19 protein-coding genes are annotated in these 18,193 nt (G+C 40.5%); 13 read left to right on the forward strand and 6 right to left on the reverse strand.

Translation table 11 applies throughout. The features are described from left to right. Nucleotides 1-53: 53 nt before the first annotated feature. From NIS_RS10360 to NIS_RS03030, 3 genes are read right to left on the reverse strand one after another with little or no spacing between them, the layout of a single operon-like run. Nucleotides 54-326 (reverse strand): hypothetical protein, encoded by a 273-nt coding sequence (locus NIS_RS10360; protein ID WP_231852960.1) that lies wholly within the window; start codon nucleotides 324-326, stop codon nucleotides 54-56. A 3-nt stretch (nucleotides 327-329) separates the two neighbouring features. Next, nucleotides 330-485 carry a hypothetical protein gene (locus NIS_RS10365; protein ID WP_231852961.1) on the reverse strand — a complete coding sequence of 52 codons (156 nt, stop codon included), beginning with the start codon at nucleotides 483-485 and terminating at the stop codon, nucleotides 330-332. Then, nucleotides 485-943 (reverse strand): PAS domain-containing protein, encoded by a 459-nt coding sequence (locus tag NIS_RS03030; protein ID WP_012081925.1) that lies wholly within the window; start codon nucleotides 941-943, stop codon nucleotides 485-487. The genes NIS_RS10365 and NIS_RS03030 overlap by 1 nt, the downstream gene beginning before the upstream one ends. Before the next feature lie 116 nt (nucleotides 944-1,059). On the opposite strand from NIS_RS03030, the gene metH reads away from it, so the two are divergent. The 10 genes from metH to NIS_RS03085 are packed head-to-tail and all read left to right on the forward strand — an operon-like array spanning nucleotide 1,060 to nucleotide 12,706. Then, nucleotides 1,060-4,506: a methionine synthase gene (gene metH / locus NIS_RS03035; protein WP_012081926.1), complete on the forward strand. Its 3,447-nt coding sequence runs from the start codon at nucleotides 1,060-1,062 to the stop codon at nucleotides 4,504-4,506. Nucleotides 4,507-4,516: 10 nt separating this feature from the next. Continuing rightward, nucleotides 4,517-6,127 (forward strand): sensor domain-containing diguanylate cyclase, encoded by a 1,611-nt coding sequence (locus tag NIS_RS10145; protein WP_012081927.1) that lies wholly within the window; start codon nucleotides 4,517-4,519, stop codon nucleotides 6,125-6,127. Further along, nucleotides 6,124-6,753: a family 16 glycoside hydrolase gene (locus tag NIS_RS03050; protein WP_012081928.1), complete on the forward strand. Its 630-nt coding sequence runs from the start codon at nucleotides 6,124-6,126 to the stop codon at nucleotides 6,751-6,753. Before NIS_RS10145 ends, NIS_RS03050 begins: the two co-directional genes overlap by 4 nt. Continuing rightward, nucleotides 6,750-7,250, forward strand: a complete 501-nt coding sequence (locus tag NIS_RS03055; RefSeq protein WP_012081929.1) for a cob(I)yrinic acid a,c-diamide adenosyltransferase — start codon at nucleotides 6,750-6,752, stop codon at nucleotides 7,248-7,250. Before NIS_RS03050 ends, NIS_RS03055 begins: the two co-directional genes overlap by 4 nt. A gap of 36 nt (nucleotides 7,251-7,286) precedes the next feature. Next, a complete protein-coding gene (locus NIS_RS03060) occupies nucleotides 7,287-9,137 on the forward strand; it encodes a TonB-dependent receptor plug domain-containing protein (protein WP_012081930.1) in 1,851 nt (616 codons plus the stop codon). Then, nucleotides 9,134-9,685, forward strand: a complete 552-nt coding sequence (locus NIS_RS03065) for a hypothetical protein (protein ID WP_012081931.1) — start codon at nucleotides 9,134-9,136, stop codon at nucleotides 9,683-9,685. Before NIS_RS03060 ends, NIS_RS03065 begins: the two co-directional genes overlap by 4 nt. Next, entirely contained in the window at nucleotides 9,682-10,506 is an 825-nt protein-coding gene (galU, locus tag NIS_RS03070) for a UTP--glucose-1-phosphate uridylyltransferase GalU (protein WP_012081932.1), read from the forward strand. The genes NIS_RS03065 and galU overlap by 4 nt, the downstream gene beginning before the upstream one ends. Nucleotides 10,507-10,534: 28 nt before the next feature. Next, on the forward strand, nucleotides 10,535-11,035 hold the full coding sequence (locus tag NIS_RS03075; protein ID WP_012081933.1) for a host attachment protein: 501 nt from the start codon (nucleotides 10,535-10,537) through the stop codon (nucleotides 11,033-11,035). A gap of 28 nt (nucleotides 11,036-11,063) precedes the next feature. Then, complete coding sequence (locus tag NIS_RS03080) at nucleotides 11,064-12,302, forward strand: M20/M25/M40 family metallo-hydrolase (RefSeq protein WP_012081934.1); 1,239 nt, start codon at nucleotides 11,064-11,066, stop codon at nucleotides 12,300-12,302. Further along, nucleotides 12,299-12,706: a hypothetical protein gene (locus NIS_RS03085; RefSeq protein WP_012081935.1), complete on the forward strand. Its 408-nt coding sequence runs from the start codon at nucleotides 12,299-12,301 to the stop codon at nucleotides 12,704-12,706. Before NIS_RS03080 ends, NIS_RS03085 begins: the two co-directional genes overlap by 4 nt. On the opposite strand, the gene nth is transcribed toward NIS_RS03085, so the two are convergent. Continuing rightward, complete coding sequence (gene nth / locus NIS_RS03090; RefSeq protein ID WP_041353995.1) at nucleotides 12,693-13,343, reverse strand: endonuclease III; 651 nt, start codon at nucleotides 13,341-13,343, stop codon at nucleotides 12,693-12,695. The genes NIS_RS03085 and nth overlap by 14 nt on opposite strands. Before the next feature lie 59 nt (nucleotides 13,344-13,402). Here nth and NIS_RS03095 point away from each other — a divergent pair, with 59 nt between their 5' ends. From NIS_RS03095 to fbaA, 3 genes are read left to right on the forward strand one after another with little or no spacing between them, the layout of a single operon-like run. Next, nucleotides 13,403-14,116, forward strand: a complete 714-nt coding sequence (locus NIS_RS03095) for a YebC/PmpR family DNA-binding transcriptional regulator (RefSeq protein ID WP_012081937.1) — start codon at nucleotides 13,403-13,405, stop codon at nucleotides 14,114-14,116. Between the two features lie 57 nt (nucleotides 14,117-14,173). Continuing rightward, nucleotides 14,174-14,992 carry a peptidylprolyl isomerase gene (locus tag NIS_RS10460; RefSeq protein ID WP_012081938.1) on the forward strand — a complete coding sequence of 273 codons (819 nt, stop codon included), beginning with the start codon at nucleotides 14,174-14,176 and terminating at the stop codon, nucleotides 14,990-14,992. An 11-nt stretch (nucleotides 14,993-15,003) separates the two neighbouring features. Continuing rightward, the gene (fbaA, locus tag NIS_RS03105; RefSeq protein WP_012081939.1) at nucleotides 15,004-16,080 is read left to right on the forward strand and encodes a class II fructose-bisphosphate aldolase; all 1,077 of its coding nucleotides are present in this window, start codon (nucleotides 15,004-15,006) and stop codon (nucleotides 16,078-16,080) included. A 19-nt stretch (nucleotides 16,081-16,099) separates the two neighbouring features. Here the strand turns inward: fbaA and NIS_RS03110 are convergent, their stop codons facing one another. Together NIS_RS03110 and NIS_RS03115 are read right to left on the reverse strand one after the other, a co-directional pair. Further along, nucleotides 16,100-17,152 carry a M14/M99 family metallopeptidase gene (locus tag NIS_RS03110; protein WP_012081940.1) on the reverse strand — a complete coding sequence of 351 codons (1,053 nt, stop codon included), beginning with the start codon at nucleotides 17,150-17,152 and terminating at the stop codon, nucleotides 16,100-16,102. Then, nucleotides 17,122-18,183, reverse strand: coding sequence for a L,D-transpeptidase family protein (locus NIS_RS03115; RefSeq protein ID WP_012081941.1), 1,062 nt, complete (start codon nucleotides 18,181-18,183; stop codon nucleotides 17,122-17,124). The genes NIS_RS03110 and NIS_RS03115 overlap by 31 nt, the downstream gene beginning before the upstream one ends. Between the last annotated feature and the right edge of the window lie 10 nt (nucleotides 18,184-18,193).

Below are 18,193 nucleotides of genomic sequence, written 5' to 3' on the forward strand. Positions count from 1 at the left end.
TTTATATGGAAGTTGCTTCATTGACCTGTATCAATTATGGATGGGTCTTCATCTCAATGTGGTTTCCAGCATTCATTAAAAAATTTCTGTTCATTTTCCAAAAGTTCGTTCTTGCAAGAGGCTATGATTGCTTGTGCCCATTGTTCGATTTTTTGACCAATCTCTTCCCCAAATTTCATAAAAACGGCCTTTTTGTAGTCCTCACTGGTATAAGTTTTGTTCCCGACAAAGGGGAGACTGTGAAATGCTTGTAGTTTGAAGATTGCGAAAGTTTTTTCGTCAAGGTTTTCTGGAGCTTGTTTAAGTTTTTTCGTTATGTATTCCACCTCTTACTCTTTGCGGCGTCGATAGGAGAGATTTTTGAAAATGGCATATTTTGTGGCTTGTGCAATGCCTATTGCTTCGGCCATCTCTTCATCGAAACCAAGTGCAAGTGCTCGATATTTTTGCAGTGCAGCCATTTTGGGAAAGCGGTTGATAAACACTACTCTTCCTGAGCTTTCATCTCTTTGTATTGTTCTATTACACGTTCTACCATTTTTCTATCCGGAACTTTCCGACCGGCGATGTAACCGGTGATATTGCCTTTGTCGTCAAATTTTGGTTTAATCCATACGACAACCCAGTAGTACTTCCCGTCTTTTCTCATATTTTTGACATAGCCTTCCCAATATTCGCCGCGTTTGATCGTATTCCATAGATCTTCAAAAGCAGCACTTGGCATGTCGGGATGGCGGTTTATGTTATGTGGAGCGCCGATGAGTTCCTCTTTGGTATATCCTGTCATTTCGCGAAACTTTCTATTTGCATAGGTAATGATGCCTGCGGTATCGGTTTCAGTGATCATGACACCACCATCAAACGGTACCTCTTCATCCACAGGATCTGGTTTTATGATCTCTTGTCCGGTGATAAGATTTTTTATTTTTTTCTTATATCCCATTACAACAGTCCTTTATATTACTTTTTATTATTATTTATATTATAAAGTAAAAATAGTAAAATCGCAATAGAGCGTTGAAAAAGATATAATTAGAAAAACGTTTATCGAGGGGAACATTGATCAAAAGATTACTTAGAGAAAGAATACTGATTATAGACGGTGCTATGGGCACGCAACTCCAAGCAAAGGCAAACGAAATATCTGCCGATGTCTGGGAAGGCAAAGAGGGATGCAATGAGCTATTGAATAGAACCGCACCCAAGGTTATAAAATCTATCCATGAAGCCTATGCCAAAGTGGGTGCCGACATCATTAAAACGAACACTTTTGGCTCAATGCCTTGGGTACTTGATGAGTATGATTTGGCCAGTGAAGCGTATGATTTGACAAAGCGAGGGTGTGAGCTAGTCAAAGAGGTTTGCGAAACTTATAGTACACCTGAAAAACCGCGTTTCGTAGCCTGCTCTTTGGGGCCTGGAACGAAACTGCCGAGTCTTGGGCATATCGATTATGATGCAATGTATGTAGGATACTCAGAAGCGGCACGAGGAGCCAAAGATGGAGGAGCTGATATCTTCTTGCTTGAAACCTGCCAGGATCCTTTGCAGATCAAAGCTGCAATGCACGCTTGCCAAGATACTGCTCCTGAAATTCCTATAATGGTAAGTGTCACCATTGAGCAAAACGGTACGATGCTTATCGGTACCGATGCTGCAACTATTGCAACCATTTTGGAGCCTTTTGACATCATATCCCTGGGTTTTAACTGTGGGACTGGTCCCGATATGGTGGAAAAACATGTAAGAGTGCTGAGCGAAGTGTGGGATCGGCCAATTAGTGTTCATGCCAATGCGGGATTGCCGCAAAACAGAGGAGGCTATACCTACTATCCTATGGGACCAAAAGAGTTTACAGAGCTTGAAGCAAAGTTTACTTCTATTGATGGTGTGGCACTGCTTGGGGGCTGTTGCGGAACGACTCCACAGCATATCAAAGCTTTGGTAGATGCAGTTGAAGGCAAAAAGCCCCTCCCCCCAAAAGGCAAACAACCACGCTCTATCGCAAGCCTTTTTGAATCGCGTACTCTCATGCAAGATCCAGCGCCATTCTTGATGGGCGAGAGGAGTAATGCTACTGGAAGTAAAGCTTTTCGTGAGCTCTTACTCAAAAGCGATTATGAAGGGACTTTGAGTGTCGCTCAGCAGCAAGTCAGAAGTGGAGCCCACGGCATTGATGTGAGCGTTGGATTCGCCGGGCGTGACGAGACAAAGGATATGCATGAAGTCATCAAGCTCTACAATGAAAAGATTTCTATCCCTTTGATGCCAGACTCCACTCAGGTACCTGCTATTGAAGTAGCGCTCAAGCATATTGGTGGGCGACCGATTATCAACTCAGCCAACCTTGAAGATGGAGTAGAAAAATTCGACAAAATCTGTTCCTTAGCCAAACGATATGGCGCTGCACTGGTGCTGTTGGCAATCGATGAAGAGGGGATGGCAAAAACAAAGGAAAAAAAGCTCGCAGTTGCCGAGCGTATGTATGAAAGAGCTGTAAACAAACATGGCCTCAATCCTGGCGATCTTGTTTTTGACCTTTTGACCTTTACCGTAGGAAGTGGAGATGAGGAGTATCAAACGGCAGCGATAGAGACTATTGAAGCCATTCGTGAACTGCGAAGACGCCATCCAGAGGTTGGAGCAGTTTTAGGAGTTTCCAATATCAGCTTTGGTTTGGACAAACATGCAAGGGAGTACCTTAACAGTGTCTTTTTGCATCATTGTGTCGAAGCCGGTCTTACGATGGCGATCGTCAATGTCAAAAATCTCATTCCATACCATAAAATCAGCGAAGAGGATCGAAAAGTCTGTGAAGATCTGCTTTTTAACAGACGAGAAAATGGCGATCCGCTTTTTGCCTTCATCGAGCATTTTAGCAAAGCGGATAAAAAAGAGGCTGCAAGCGATGATGAGTTGAGTAAACTTCCACTGGAAGAACAGATCCACAAGCTTCTCATCGATGGGGACAAAGAGCGGATGATGCCGCTGCTTGAAAAAGCAAAAGATGAAATTGACCCAGAAAAAATTATCAATGAGATCTTGATAGGTGCTATGAAAGAGGTGGGAGATCTTTTTGGCAGCGGACAGATGCAGCTGCCATTTGTGCTGCAAAGTGCAGAGGTAATGAAAGCAGCGGTGGATTATCTTAATCAGTTCTTGCCAAAAACCGATAAGCAGTCCCAAACTACTCTCATTTTGGGAACAGTTAAAGGGGATGTGCATGATGTTGGCAAAAACCTCGTGGATATTTTGCTCACAAACAATGGCTTCAAAGTCATCAACCTTGGCATCAAAGTAGAGCTCGAAGAGTTTATCAAGGCCTACAAAGAACACAATGCCCAGGCGATTGGAATGAGTGGGCTTCTGGTCAAATCCACCCAGGTAATGCTTGAAAATCTCAAAGAGATGAAGCAAAAAGGTATCGATGCTCCCATACTTTTAGGCGGGGCTGCTTTGACGAAAAAGTTTGTGGATGAGTTTTGCCGTCCATCGTATGATGGACCGATTTTTTATTGTCGCGATGCATTTGATGGAATTGTCGCGATGAGCAGAATCGAAGAGGGCAATTTCGACACAAGGCTTGGAAGTGACAGTGATGAGGAGGAGATTGTAGAAATCAAACCAAAAGAGGAAGTAAAAATCGATCCGGCAAATATAATCTTGCCAAAACCAGCCCATGTTCCAACTCCACCATTTTGGGGTAGAAAAACGCTCGAAATTGATCCAGACATCGCCTATGAATGGATCAATAAAAGACTTCTTTTTAAACAGCGTTGGGGTTATAAGTCAAAGGGTCTGAGCAAAGAGGAGTATCAAAAGCAGCTGGATGAAAAGGTGATTCCAGCTTTTAACAGATTAAGAAGTGAGCTGGGAGATATATTTGAGCCAACAATTCTCTATGGCTATTGGCCTGCAAGAGCTGTAGACAATGAGCTTTATGTTTTTGGAGAGGAGTTTGGCTGGCAAAGAGATGAGGATGCCAATCGTGAGCCGATAGAAAATATTATCGGAGATGCGATAGAGATCTTCACATTTCCAAGACAGTCCAAGCCACCGCATCGATGTATTGCAGACTATTTCCATGATGAACGAATGGATGTGAGCGCTTTTACCTGTGTGAGTGCAGGAAACAGATTTAGTGAATATGAAGGGGAACTCTTCAAAGCCGGAAAATACCATGAGTACCATCTGGTCCATGGTTTAAGCGTTGAACTTGCCGAAGCTTTGGCTGAGATTGCACATAAGCAGATACGCATAGAGCTTGGGATTTTGCGAAATGAAAAACCGGATTTGGGTGATGTAAAGATGGTAGGTTATCAAGGAGCCAGATACTCACCGGGTTATCCGGCTTGTCCCGATCTGGAACTCAACCGACACATATTCAACCTTTTGCAACCTGAAGAGTTTGGCATAACCTTGAGTGAAACGTTTCAGATCCATCCTGAGCAGTCTACCTGTGCGATTGTAGTACACCATCCGGAAGCAAAGTATTTCAATATATGATTAGGTGATTATGAAAACACTGAAACATGAGATATTTCGAAGGACGCTTTTTGTCATCATTTCAATGATCCTTTTTTTTGGATTGACAAGTTCCTATTTTTTTTATGTAACTGAGAAGAAAAATATACAACTATTTATCGAAACAAAAAATAGTGAGCTTGCCAATTTTATCAATGCATACTTTATAAAGATGTACAATGCCGTCGAATATTTGAGTCGTGTTGAAGAGGTTCGAAATGCTATATATCGTAAAGAAAAAGCAAGAAAAAAGGTACTTGAACTGTTTCGTATCTTCGAGCAGATAGATCCAGATATAAACTATATCTATGCAGGATACAAAAATGGTTTGCTTCTTATCAACAACTATGTACCACCACCAGGTTTCAATCCGGTTGTACGCCCTTGGTATCAGGTAGCACTCAAATCCTTCCCACACATCTCGCAAGGTCTTCCCTATCAGGAAATCAAAACGAAAGAGTGGCTTATATCCATCTCAAAAGCATTGGTAGATGATCGCGGAGAAATTGTAGGAGTCGTCTCTATCGATACCGCTTTGGATAAGATTTTGAACAAACTAAATGAGAATGAAAATCTCTCCTCTTTGTCCAATATCATTTTGAAGAAGAATGGAACGATTATAGTATGCAACAATAGGTTGGCGATTGGAGGAAATTTTTTTGATAAATACCATGTGAATAAGAAAAGGCTACAAAAAAAGAGTGGTTATTTTACGTATGAGCAAAATGGTCATAAACGATATGCCTTTTTTAAAAAGCTTGATAAATTGGAATGGATTTTAGTGACTTCGGTCGATGCTCATGAGATCTTTTTACCTATATTTTTGAAAACAGTTGCAATTTTATTGATAGTTTCCCTTTTTTCCATTATTTTAGGACTCTATTTTTCTCAACTCTTTTCCAGCGAAATTGTAATGGCTTTGAATACCATTCAAAACAATATCTACGCAATGCTGGAGGGAAAACCGGAAAAGATTAAAAAGAGGAAACTTACTTTGGATGAATTTGACGAGATTGAAAAAAATATCGAAAAATTGACCAACGACGCGCTTTTGCGAAAAAATAGTGAACTGCATAAACTCAATATGCTTCTAAGAGAGATGGCTTTGAAAGATGCGTTGACAGGACTGTATAATCGATACAAGATGATCGAAGATATTGAGCATCAAATAGCAAGATATAAACGTTATAAAGAGCCGTTTTGTCTCATTATGCTCGATATCGATCATTTCAAACAGATCAATGATACCTACGGTCACGATATAGGAGACAAAGTACTCAAAGAATCTGCAAAAATCCTCCATACAGTTATACGTTCAAGTGATGTTGCTGCACGATGGGGAGGGGAGGAATTTATGATCCTTTGTCCAAATACCCATCTGAAAGAAGGAGTCGCTATCGCAAACAGACTTAAAGATGCTTTTGAGAAACATAATTTTGGTATCGATAGAAGGGTCACAGTAAGTGCGGGTGTCGTAGAGTATCGTAACGAAAATGAAGACATGAAAACTGTTCTAAAAAGAGTCGATGAGAGACTGTATCAAGCAAAAAGGGCTGGAAGAAATAGAGTTGTGTACGAGGAGAATGAGAGGAGCGAAAAATGAAAAAGATGGTGATTGTATTGATATATGCTGCGATGGCTTTAGCACAATGTTCGCATTTTACAAAAGTGCATACTGCAGATTTTGCATCGATCAAGATTGGCGATGTTCCATTTGGATGGATCGAGAGCCAGACAAATAAAAAAATGACGGGACACTGGGGTGTGAACAAAGAGGGGTGTCTATGTCTCCTTTATCCAAGGGGAATGAATGAAAAGGAGAAAAATCTCTTTTTTACCAAAGACCACTACTTTAAAAATGGCGAAGTTTCTGTTCGCATGAAGCCAATAGAGGGGAGAGTTTTAGATGGTGGTGTTATTTTTCGGGCCAAAGATAGAAAAAACTATTATGCTGTTCGTATCGATTTTTCCCATCAAAAACTTATCGTTGAATTGATAGATAGGAAAACACCAAAAGTGATCTATGAGAAAAAAATAGTAGCCAATCCTAATCAATGGCATAGGGTAAGAGTCCGTTTTTGCGGAAAAAACGTTATTGTGTGGTTTGATGGCAAAAAGGTGTTACAAAAAGAGATACTGCAAAAAGATCTATTGGGCGGTGTTGGTGTAATCGCCTCTGGAGATTCTCAAATAAAGTTCGACGACATTGAAATACGAGTGGCCCAATGATACAGATATACACCGGCGATGGGAAAGGAAAAACGACTGCGGCGATAGGTCTTGCCGTGCGAGCATTAGGAGCTGGTATGCGGGTGGCTTTTTTCCAGTTCATGAAAGCTTGGGAAGAGAGTGAACTAGAAATATTGCAAAATTTTGAAAATGTCATCATTGATAGGAGTTGGAATGGTCGTTTTATAAAAGAGGAGGCCAGTGATCATCAAAAAAAGATGGTATTTGATCAATTTCAAAGAGCAAAAAAGGCTCTGCACATGCCCTTTGACTTGATTGTTTTGGATGAGATTATTGTAGCGATGCATTTTGGTCTATTGCGCGAAGAGGATATTTTAGCATTGATGCAAAGCTGTCCCAAAAACAGAGAGCTTGTACTGACAGGGCAAAAAGCGACACAAAAGCTGATCGACAAAGCGGACCTTGTCACAGAAATGAAAAAGATAAAACACTATTTTGATCGAGGTTTGGTGGCAAGAAAAGGCATAGAATTTTGATAGACTTTAGTTTTTAAATTTTTTCAAGGAGTTGTTATGGCAAGAGGTTTCAAAAGACGGTACTTCTCTTTGGCCGCAATCGCTGCTACCGTTTCTGTTTTTACACTGAATGCACAGGCAGCAAGAGTAGAGTCTATAGAGAAAATAGTGGTGAGTGCAAACAAAGATACCCAGGCTCTTGAAGATGTGACGGATGATGTCACAATAATCACTGAACAGGATATAGAAGAGCTTGGTGTGCAGACTCTTCCCGAACTTCTCAAAGAGATACAGGGTCTTGATATTGTGCAAACCGGTGGTTTTGGGCAGCCCGCTTCGCTCTATTTGCAAGGTTTAAATCCTGATAAAACGCTTATTCTCATCGATGGAATCCGCTTTAACGATCCAACTGGTCTCAATGGGGGACAGCTTGAACTCATCGATCTGTCCCAAATCCAACGTGTTGAAATTATACGGGGCCCTCAAAGCGGTGTCTGGGGTGCAGATGCGATGGGAGGTGTGATAAATATAGTTACAAAGAGTGCACAAAAAGGTACCCATGGTGGATGGAGCATGGAAGGTGGTAGTTACTCTACTTATCATGGAAATATCAATCTTTTCAAAGGATTTGAAAAAGGCTATTTTGGTGTTGCGTTGTCCAAATATCAAACGCAAGGGTTCAGTGCCTATAGCGCCAAAAGAGGAGAACCGCTTTATGGAGTAAAGGTGAGCGACCTTCCTTTAGAGGATGACGGATACGAAAATCGAAAAATTCAGCTCAAGACAGGCTGGGAAATCTATGGTGCAAAACTCTTTGCAAATTTTATCAAAATCGATGCGACAGTCCATTATGACGGATTTGGGTATGATGCGCCAGATAGTCCCTATACTGTCAATGTCATCAACGATACGCTTTTTCAAGCCGGCTTGGAGAAAAGTGTCGAATCGCATGCATTGAAGCTGCAATACTCCTATTCAGGTTTCAAACGATCACAATACGGTGGATACGAAGGGAGCGTTCGAGAACTTGAATTCAAAGACCGCGTTGTAATCAACTCTTTGATAACACAATTTGGCGGTGGTTGGCAGCGTTTTTATCAAAAAAAATCAGCCGGAACCCCTACAAATGATGGGTGTCAAAACAGATATCTGTTTATAACGAACACGCTGCAATCAAACAAGCTGCTCATTAACGTTGATGCGAGATATGATAGCTATAACCGATTTGATGATAAACTGACCTACAAGGTAGGGATCAAATACCCAATTGTAAAAGATATATATGTTGGAGCAAATGGAGCCACAGGTTATAAAGCCCCCTCTATTTTTCAACTCAACTACAATGCCACATCAAATCTCAATCCTGAAAAAAGTTTTGGATATAACTTCTTCATCGGCAACGATATGATAAAATTCACCTACTTTCATAATGCGATTAAGGACCTCATCAGTTATACCGATCCGGACGGTGACTATAGGACGCCAAACGATTACTACTATAACGCTCCTGGAAAAAGCACTTTTAAAGGGTACACCGTGGCATTTTCCAAAGATTTTTTTGAAAAGTTTTATCTCAATCTAAACTATACATATCTCGATGCGAAAGATGCCTTTGGCAACGATCTGCCAAGAAGAGCTAAAGAGAAAATTGGATATTCGCTTTCATGGTACCCAACTGACAAACATACTGTAAATATCAACGGATATTATGTGGGCAAAAGAGAAGATGTTGATGGAACGAATATTGGAAAATACAATGTGACGAATCTTTCATTGCAACACAATTTCGCAAAGCATATGACAGGGTTTATCAAAATCAACAATATTTTTGATCGTTTTTACCAAGAGGTGCACGGTTATGCCACTGCAGACAGGAGCTACTATATCGGCATAAGGGCGAGTTATTGAGACTCGATCTGCATCATTATCTTTACTATAAATTTTTCAACTCCCTGTTTACCGGCCTTTCGGTCGGTACGATCTTCGTCATATACGAACCGCTTGAACCTTCTATATACTCTTTGGGAGGCATAGTGTTAGCCATTGGTATGCTTGTGATCGCCAAATTTTATGATGTACTTCTGAATATCAAGAGATATTTTCAAATCGGACTGTTGGTGGAACTTGTTATCTTGGTATTAATTACGGTTTTTTTGTTGCATCCTTATACCTATATGACGGCTCTTTTTGTCTATGCCGGATATCAACTCACATTCATGTTTGGGGCCTACCTGGTAAGAGCTGAAACCCTCATCGTCAAAAAAGCGCTCTTTTTGACAAAAGTGGATGTAGCCAAGCAGATCGGGTATCTTGGCGGAATGGTAGGAAGTTATCTCTTTTACAAAATCGTTCAAGGATCCAAACAGCAGCAGGTGTATGATCTGCATTTTCTTCTCCTTTTGATTGAAATTGTTATAATATGGCTCTTTATCAAATCTTTTAAGAGGAAACGATGATAAAAAAGTGTTTGTTTCCAGCTGCAGGATATGGCACCAGGTTTTTACCGGCGACAAAAGCGATTCCAAAAGAGATGCTCCCGATAGTCAACAAACCTTTGATCCAGTATGGTGTAGAAGAAGCGATCGAAGCGGGAATGGATACGATGGCTATCATTACAGGTCGGGGGAAAAGGGCGATAGAGGATCATTTTGACATCAGTTATGAACTTGAACATCAGATCAAAGGAACTTCCAAAGAGTATCTTTTGAAATATATTCGAAGTCTAGTGGAAAACTACACCTTTACTTATACCCGTCAAAAGCAGATGAAGGGGCTGGGACATGCGGTGCTTGTGGGCCAAACGCTCATAGGAAACGAGCCTTTTGGTGTAGTGCTTGCAGATGACCTTTGTGAAGGTGAAGGCAAGGGTGTGCTTGCTCAGATGGTAGAACTCTATCACAAATATAAAACTTCCATCGTGGCAGTAATGGAAGTGGAGCAAAAAGATGTCAGTAAGTATGGGATTATCAGCGGTAAAGAGATCGATGAAGATATATTTATGGTAGAGGACATGATAGAGAAGCCTTCTGTTGAAGAGGCTCCAAGCAATCTGGCCGTTATAGGGCGCTACATTCTTACACCAGACATATTTACTATCCTTGAACGTACGAAGCCGGGAGCTGGCGGAGAGATCCAGTTGACGGATGCTTTGAAAGTACAGGCTAAGAAGAACATGGTCATAGCCTATAGATTCAAAGGGAAACGATTTGACTGTGGAAGTGTAGAGGGGTATGTGGAGGCGACAAACTACTTTTATCATAAATTTACCCAAAAGTAGCTAGAATAAAAAGAAAAAAGGAATAGTGATGAAAATTGGAGATATTGTAATCGTTGCAAATCTGGGAGAGATGAAAATTTACAAAGCAAATCCAAGAGATTTGGAAGCTGAAGCGGGACTCAAGCCCCAAAACATCAAACTTGATCAAATCAATGGGATCGACTATGTAGAGGCACACTGGAAGGTGAAAGATATTGTGACCGATGAGGCTGGCCGTTTTAAAGCAGATGCTGGAAAAATGGGTGGCAATTCGGGAGAACGCCATGAACTGGAAAAGAAAATGGAAGAGGACGTGATCAAGGCGATAGCAGAAGATATTGCAAAAACGGTTGCAGAGCAAAATCCACCAAAATATTTCTTAGCATTGCCTGAAAATATCTTTTCAAGAGTGTGGCAAAAAGTAGAAGCGCTTCAAGCGAAATATCCTGATGCAGTGAACAAACTCTTTCGATATGTAGAACAAGACCTGACCAAAACAGACAAAAACAAACTTCCTGATATTTTTAAAACGCAAGGAAAACATTTCTAAAACTTTGGGTTTTTCCCAAAGGCCTACAATGCGTGTATTAGAGCTTTTTAAAAAAATCACCACCATTCCCCACTGTTCTGGCAATACAGAAGCACTTCGTTCATATATCACCGATTTTGCAAAAAAGCAGGGTTTCAGCGTCCAAATGGATAGAGCCGGCAATATTCTTTGCTTCAAAACCAAAAGAGAGGTTGCTTTGCAGGCCCACTACGATATGGTGTGTGTTGGCAATGCTCCCAAGATTGAGATCTTGGAAAAAGATGGATATCTTATGGCCAAAAACGCCTCCTTGGGAGCGGATAACGGTATCGGCGTAGCGATCATGCTCTCACTTATGCAAGAAGGCGTGGAAGCGGAATACCTTTTTACCAACGATGAGGAGATCGGCCTTGTTGGGGCAAGAGATCTTGAACTTTCTTTGCAGGCGAAAAAGATGATCAATCTTGATAGTGAAGAGTTTGGCAAAGTCTACGTGGGATGCGCAGGTGGGGCTGATATTGTTGCTATGAAATCACTAGAGCCTATTGTAGTAAAAAATGGTAACTTTTATCACGTAAAAGCTAAAAATTTTCCGGGTGGCCACTCTGGCGTGGATATCGATAAAGATATTCCAAATGCCATCAAAGAGTTCGCTTTTTTTGCAAAAGATGCATTGGTCTTTAATCTCACAGCAGGTGAGCGCAGAAACTCCATTCCAGTACATCTTGAGGCAGTCATCGCTACAAACAAAGAGCTACAAAGTACACAATATTTCGATATACATTTGGCTGAACCTCAGCATTACGCTTACAGTATAATGGGAGATCTGTGTGGATATGCCCATGGTGTGAGAGGTTGGGAAAAAGCGTTTGGCATTCCGAAAGTGAGTACAAACTTGGCCCTTGTCAATATGGAAAAGGATATTTGCAAGATAGAGTGTAGTGTGAGAGCGAACAGTGATGAAGAGTTGCATCGGATTATAGAAGAAAACAGATGTTATTACGAAAATCTAGGCTACAAAGTGGAAGTGAGTGGCCAGTACCCCGCATGGAAACCTGATGTGACGCCTTTGGCACAAGAAGTTGCACAAAAATATGCAAAGTTCGTACATGATATTGAATTCAAAGCGATCCATGCGGGGCTCGAGTGTGCCATTTTTGCCCAAAAATTCCCTTCCATGCAGATTGTCTCCATTGGACCCGATATCGAATATCCACATTCGGTGCATGAGCGCGTACGATTGGATACAATCGAACCTCTTTATAGATTGATAAAAGAACTGCTATGAAAAGAAGAGTTTTTGTACTATTGCCGTTTGCTTTTATAGGGTGTTCCCAAAGATTTGTTCTGACGAAAAGGGCGGTTGCCGATATGGTAATCGATTACTATACGCCATACTCTTCAACCAATATATTGGTTCCGCAATCGGTAGATGTGAAAGATATCAAAAAAGTAAGTGAAACAAAGGCTGTTGCGAAGGTCTGTTACGAGTTTCACTTTTTGACTTCATACAAACAGCTTGTGCGATACATAAAAGAGCATCCAAACTCCTTCTTGGCCCGTTTCGATATCGGGTTAGTCGCTTTGTTAGGAAGAAAATTTGGAAATTTTGTCAAAGGGGATGTAAAACGGCGATGCGACGAGATTGTATTTGAGAAAAAAGGCAGCACCTGGGCAATTACTCAGATTTGATTTCACGTTTATCTTCACTGTCACACAGATCGTATAAAAAGCATTGATCACATTTTGGATTTTTCGCTGTACAGATATAGCGCCCAAAAAGTACCATTGCCTGATGGATGGCGGCAAGATCCGTTTTGAATGCTTTGACTAAATCCTCTTCTGTTTTTTCTCTCGTTTTCGCATCGCTAAGTCTCAGGCGATGGGCGACTCTGAAAACATGCGTATCGACAGCCATAAGATTTTTACCGAAATATTCGATCATTACGACATGTGCCGTTTTTTGGCCGACGCCTGGCAGTTTTACAAGCTCTTTTTCTGTTTCCGGTATTTCCCCACCATACTTCTCCATCACCATTTTTGCCATAGCTACCAGATTTTTGGCTTTATTGTTGAAAAATGAACAGGTTTTGATAAGCTCTTTTACATCCTCTACATCCGCTTTGGCTAAAGACTCGATATCTGGGTATTTTTCAAAAAGAGCCGGTGTGATCATATTGACTCTTTTGTCGGTACATTGGGCGGAGAGCATGACAGCTACAAGAAGTTCGTACAGATTTCTGTATTTCAGTTCCGTTTTTGCTGCTGGATAGTGTTCAAGGAGTCTTCTTTTGATTTCTTGGATCTCTTTTTCGCTTCTTTGTACCATCATAAGCCTTTGTATGCTTTTGATATAATTTTACCTAAATTTTTGGATGAGGAGAGATAATGGCTGGTCACAATAAATGGTCGAAAGTAAAGCATATCAAAGCAAAAGAGGACGCGAAAAAAGGAAAGGTCTTTACAAAAGCGGTCCGTGATATCATGACGGCTGTCAGAGATGGTGGGCCAAATCCGGATACAAATGCTGCTTTGAGACTTGCGATAGAACGGGCAAAAGCGGTTTCTATGCCACAAGATAACATTAAAAGAGCTATCGATAAAGCCAGCGGTAATTTACCGGGTGTCAAATATGAAGAGATTACCTATGAGGGTTATGGGCCTGGTGGTGTGGCAATAATGGTTGAGTGTTTAACAGACAATAAAAATAGAACCGTTGCATCTGTTCGTCACGCATTCAGCAAAAGCGGCGGTAGTCTTGGAACAAGCGGAAGCGTTTCATGGATGTTTGAGAAAAAGGGTGTCATTACGGTCGAGCGGGATGAGAACGAAGACGCAATTATGGAAGCAGCATTAGAATCGGGAGCAAATGATATTTTAGAGTTTGACGAAGTGCTTGTGATCGAGACAGATCCGGCAGATTTCAATCAAGTCCTTGAAGCGGTAGAGAAAGCTGGTGCGAAAATTTTGGAAAGCAGTGTCGGACTTGTAGCAACAAACGAGATCGATGTGGATGATGCAACCGCGGAAAAGGTTGAACGTCTTATCGATATGCTCGAAGAGAATGACGATGTGCAAAATGTGTATCATAATATGAAGTAATTGTTAATAATTTTAAGATATAATCAAACCTGTACATTAAATTATCAAAGGAAACAGATGAAAAAGATTGTAGCAACTGGACTTATGGCCGTTTCTCTTATCGCAACGCAGGCAATGGCCGCAAAAGTACTTGCAAAAGTGAATGGACATGCGATAACAACAGAAGATATCGCTCCTATGCTTTCCCAAATTGGCGCGCGCTTTGAACAGCTTCCGCCACAGATGAAACAGCAGGTCATCGATAAAGCGATCGAAAGAGAACTTTTGAAAGAGAAAGCCCTGAAGAGTGGTGTGGAAAAGAGTAAGGAGTTCAAAGAGGCTTTGGCGAAAATCAAACGGGACCTCGCTTTGCAAATCTGGATGAAAAAGAAGTATGACTCTATTAAAGTGACAGATAAAGAGGCGAAAGCGTTCTATCAAAAAAATATCGACAAATTCAAACGTCCCGAACTTGTTCATGCAAGACATATCTTGGTAAAAAGCGAAAAAGAAGCACAAGATATCATCAATGAGTTGAAAAAAACACCAAAAAACCAACTCAAGCAAAAATTTATCGAACTTGCAAAAACAAAATCTGTCGGACCAAGTGGCAAAAGAGGCGGGGATCTTGGATTTTTCAAAAAAGGACAGATGGTTAAGCCTTTCAGTGATGCCGCTTTCTCTTTGAAACCGGGTACCTTTACTACAAAACCTGTCCAGACACAGTTTGGATATCATATCATCTATGTGGAAGAGAAAAAGCCAGCCGGAACTATTCCGTTTGATCAAATCAAAGATCGTATCAAAGCGCAGTTGAAAATGAAAAAATTTCAAGAGATAGTGCAAAAAGAGGCCGAAAAACTGAAAAAAAGCGCAAAAATCCAAAAAAACATCTAAAAGGATAGCTGATGGGCGTACGATCGTTTCTAAAACCGGGAGTAGTTTGGGGCGATGATCTTTTGAAACTCTATGAGTATGCAAAAGAGCACTCTTTTGCTCTGCCAGCTATTAACGTTGTAGGGACTGATTCTATCAATGCCGTTATGGAAGCTGCCAGGGAAGCAAACTCTCCTGTCATCATTCAGTTGAGCAACGGAGGAGCACATTTTTGGGCTGGTAAAGGACTGGATAACGAAGGGCAAAAAGCAGCCATTCTTGGTGCGATTGCAGCAGCAAAACATGTCCATATCTTGGCTGAAGCGTATGGCGTGAGTGTGGTATTGCATACAGACCACGCGGCAAGAAAACTCCTTCCATGGATCGACGGACTTTTGGCCGCTGGGGAAGAGTACTTCAAACTCCACGGCAAGCCTCTCTTTAGTTCCCATATGCTTGATTTAAGCGAAGAGCCACTGGAAGAGAATCTCTCAACGTGTGAAGCCTATCTCAAACGAATGGCACCACTTGGAATGCATCTTGAAATCGAACTTGGCGTTACAGGTGGAGAAGAGGATGGTGTGGACAATACCGGTATCGACAATGCGAAGCTCTATACCCAGCCAGAAGAGGTTGCTGAAGCCTACAAAAGATTAAGTAGCATTAGTCCATATTTTACCATCGCGGCAAGCTTCGGAAATGTCCATGGAGTCTATAAGCCGGGACATGTACGGTTGGAGCCTATTATTTTGAAAAACTCTCAAGAATATATTAAAAAGCATTTTGATATCGATAAAGAAAAACCTGTGAGCTTCGTTTTTCACGGAGGAAGTGGAAGCGAACTTTCCAAAATCCATGAAGCGATCGATTATGGTGTCGTGAAGATGAACATCGATACCGATACCCAGTGGGCATTTTGGAGTGGAGTGAAGGGATATATCGAAAAATATCACGATTATCTCCAAAGCCAGATAGGAAACCCTGAAGGGGAAGACAAGCCAAATAAAAAGTATTACGATCCAAGAAAATGGCTTCGAGAGGGTGAAAAAAGCATGAAAGCCAGAGTTATCAAAGCCTACGAGGATCTTCGAAGTCTCAATGTTAACTAAAGCAGCAGTTATGGCTGCTTTAGACAGGATAAACGGTTAGTCTCATCCTTGTTTTATAATCCTCTTTGAGCAAAAATTGTTGAGGTTTAGAGAAATAGAAGCTTTGCCAATTGAGATTGATATGTTTTCCTATCAAATAACTTCCCCGATTACCATCTATTGCAACAACTTCGATGTTGCTTCCTTTTGGAATTTTGAGGGTACCACTTTTTGAAAATTTATGAATGCTTCCATTGATTTTTAATGTTACGGTAGTTGTTTTATGGTGGTTCCAAAGAGTCTCATCATGAATCAGCTGATCGATAGAAGGAGCAAGTTCAATTTTGTATCGTTTAAAAAATTCTCTTAGCATGACAAGATGAGTATAAATTTTTTGATCGAGACGAAGCTGTTTTGAAGCTTCGATACAATAGGCTTTGATATCATGCTGCAAGCACCAGCCTGTTAATGCGTTTCGCTGCTCTTTGTGTCGTGAGCTTGTAAAGGTTCTTGTGTTGAGTAGACCCAGTTTATAATGGGCAAAATGGGGATTCGCATCTTTTAAAATAGAGTAAGCTTCTTCATAAAGATGAAAGTTTTTATAGATATTTTCATCAATAACAATAGATTGTCCCCAATGGTTAGGATTTTTCCTAGCAAAACCGTATCCATCGTGCATAGATATGACAACGTCCGGCCGAAATTCTAAGATAGCCGATTTTAAAAGCTCAACAAAATATCTATCCGGGTCTTTTTTATCTATATGGGCAAATTTTCTGTTCATATCCCCGTTATAGCCTCGCATTTTAGCTAGAATGGAGGTGAAGTTACTGCGTGGAATAATGATAAGCTCACCTCGTTTGATATCGCAATCTACTAAAAGATCGCTTGCTTTATAAGCCCCGATTTCATTACCATGGATTCCTCCAATTATCAAAACTCGCTTTCCAGGGAGTTTTCCTTTTTTTACATGGTATTCAAAAGGTTTTTTTAGTAGATCGATGTGAATTTTTGAACTACTTTTAGCAAACAGTGGAGATGCGCTTAGAAGTACGCTAGTGATTATAAATTTTCTTCGGCTAAGATTTTCCATTTTCCATTTTCCTTTATGATGTACAGTATCTTCTTGCCGTGCCATTTATAGTTGTTGGATCGATAATCCATATCGAACGAGGCAACATAGATATGACCGTAATCGAGTACTCGTCCATCTTTTGTCACATAGAGATTTTTAAGAGTAAGTTTGATCCACTTTTTTCCTTGTGCTACTCGCTTTTTGTATTCGGTAAAACTCTTTTTATCGCCATATCGACTGATGAGGTGATCGCTGTAGCAATCAACATAATCTTTATATTTTCCATTTACACTCTGTTCCCACGATTTCTTCCAATGATACAAGAAATATCCCAGAGATAACTTTGTATTTTCAAAATTTTTTTTGTCTACATAGGAAAAATCATCGACTATTACAATAGGTGTTTTTTTAGGTAGAACAAATGGTTTAATTTTTGTAAAATTCTCATTCGTTACGACAACGCACCCATTTGAGCTAAATGGTTTTCTTTTATCATCATTGGTAGCATGCAACCATATGCCGTCACCTGTTTTATGATAGATTTTTTTATCGATAATGTTGGGATAATTGAGTGGAAACGCTCCTACTCCATAAATTTTACTTAGTTTTTCTTGGGGGATAAACCATTTGGGAAAATAGACTCCATTGGGAGTTTTTTTATCTCCGGCTTCCAATTTGTCACCTTGCCGTTTACCTGTGATACAAGGAATTTCTATTGTTTGTATAAAACCGTTTTTCCCATAGATGAGTTTGAGTTTCTGTTCATTTTTGCTTACGACAATGACGCTAAAACTGTTTGGATGGACAAGAAGATTTTCAAGTTGTTTATCGTCGGTATGAGGATCGGTTTGTAAAAGTGAAAGTAAAAAGGCTGCACTTGTTTTGTCACCGTGACGAACAAGATCCAATATCTCTAGCTCTATTTTACTTTTGGGATCAAGATTTTTTAAAAATTTTTCAATATCATCTATTTTTGCATGAGAAAAATTAACAAAAGACTCAGCAAAAAGAAGCGAAAATGTAGTAAAAAGGATGATGAATATTTTCATCGATTGTACC

Origin of the sequence: Nitratiruptor sp. SB155-2, assembly GCF_000010325.1 — a bacterium.
In the GTDB taxonomy this organism is placed as follows: Bacteria; Campylobacterota; Campylobacteria; order Campylobacterales; family Nitratiruptoraceae; genus Nitratiruptor.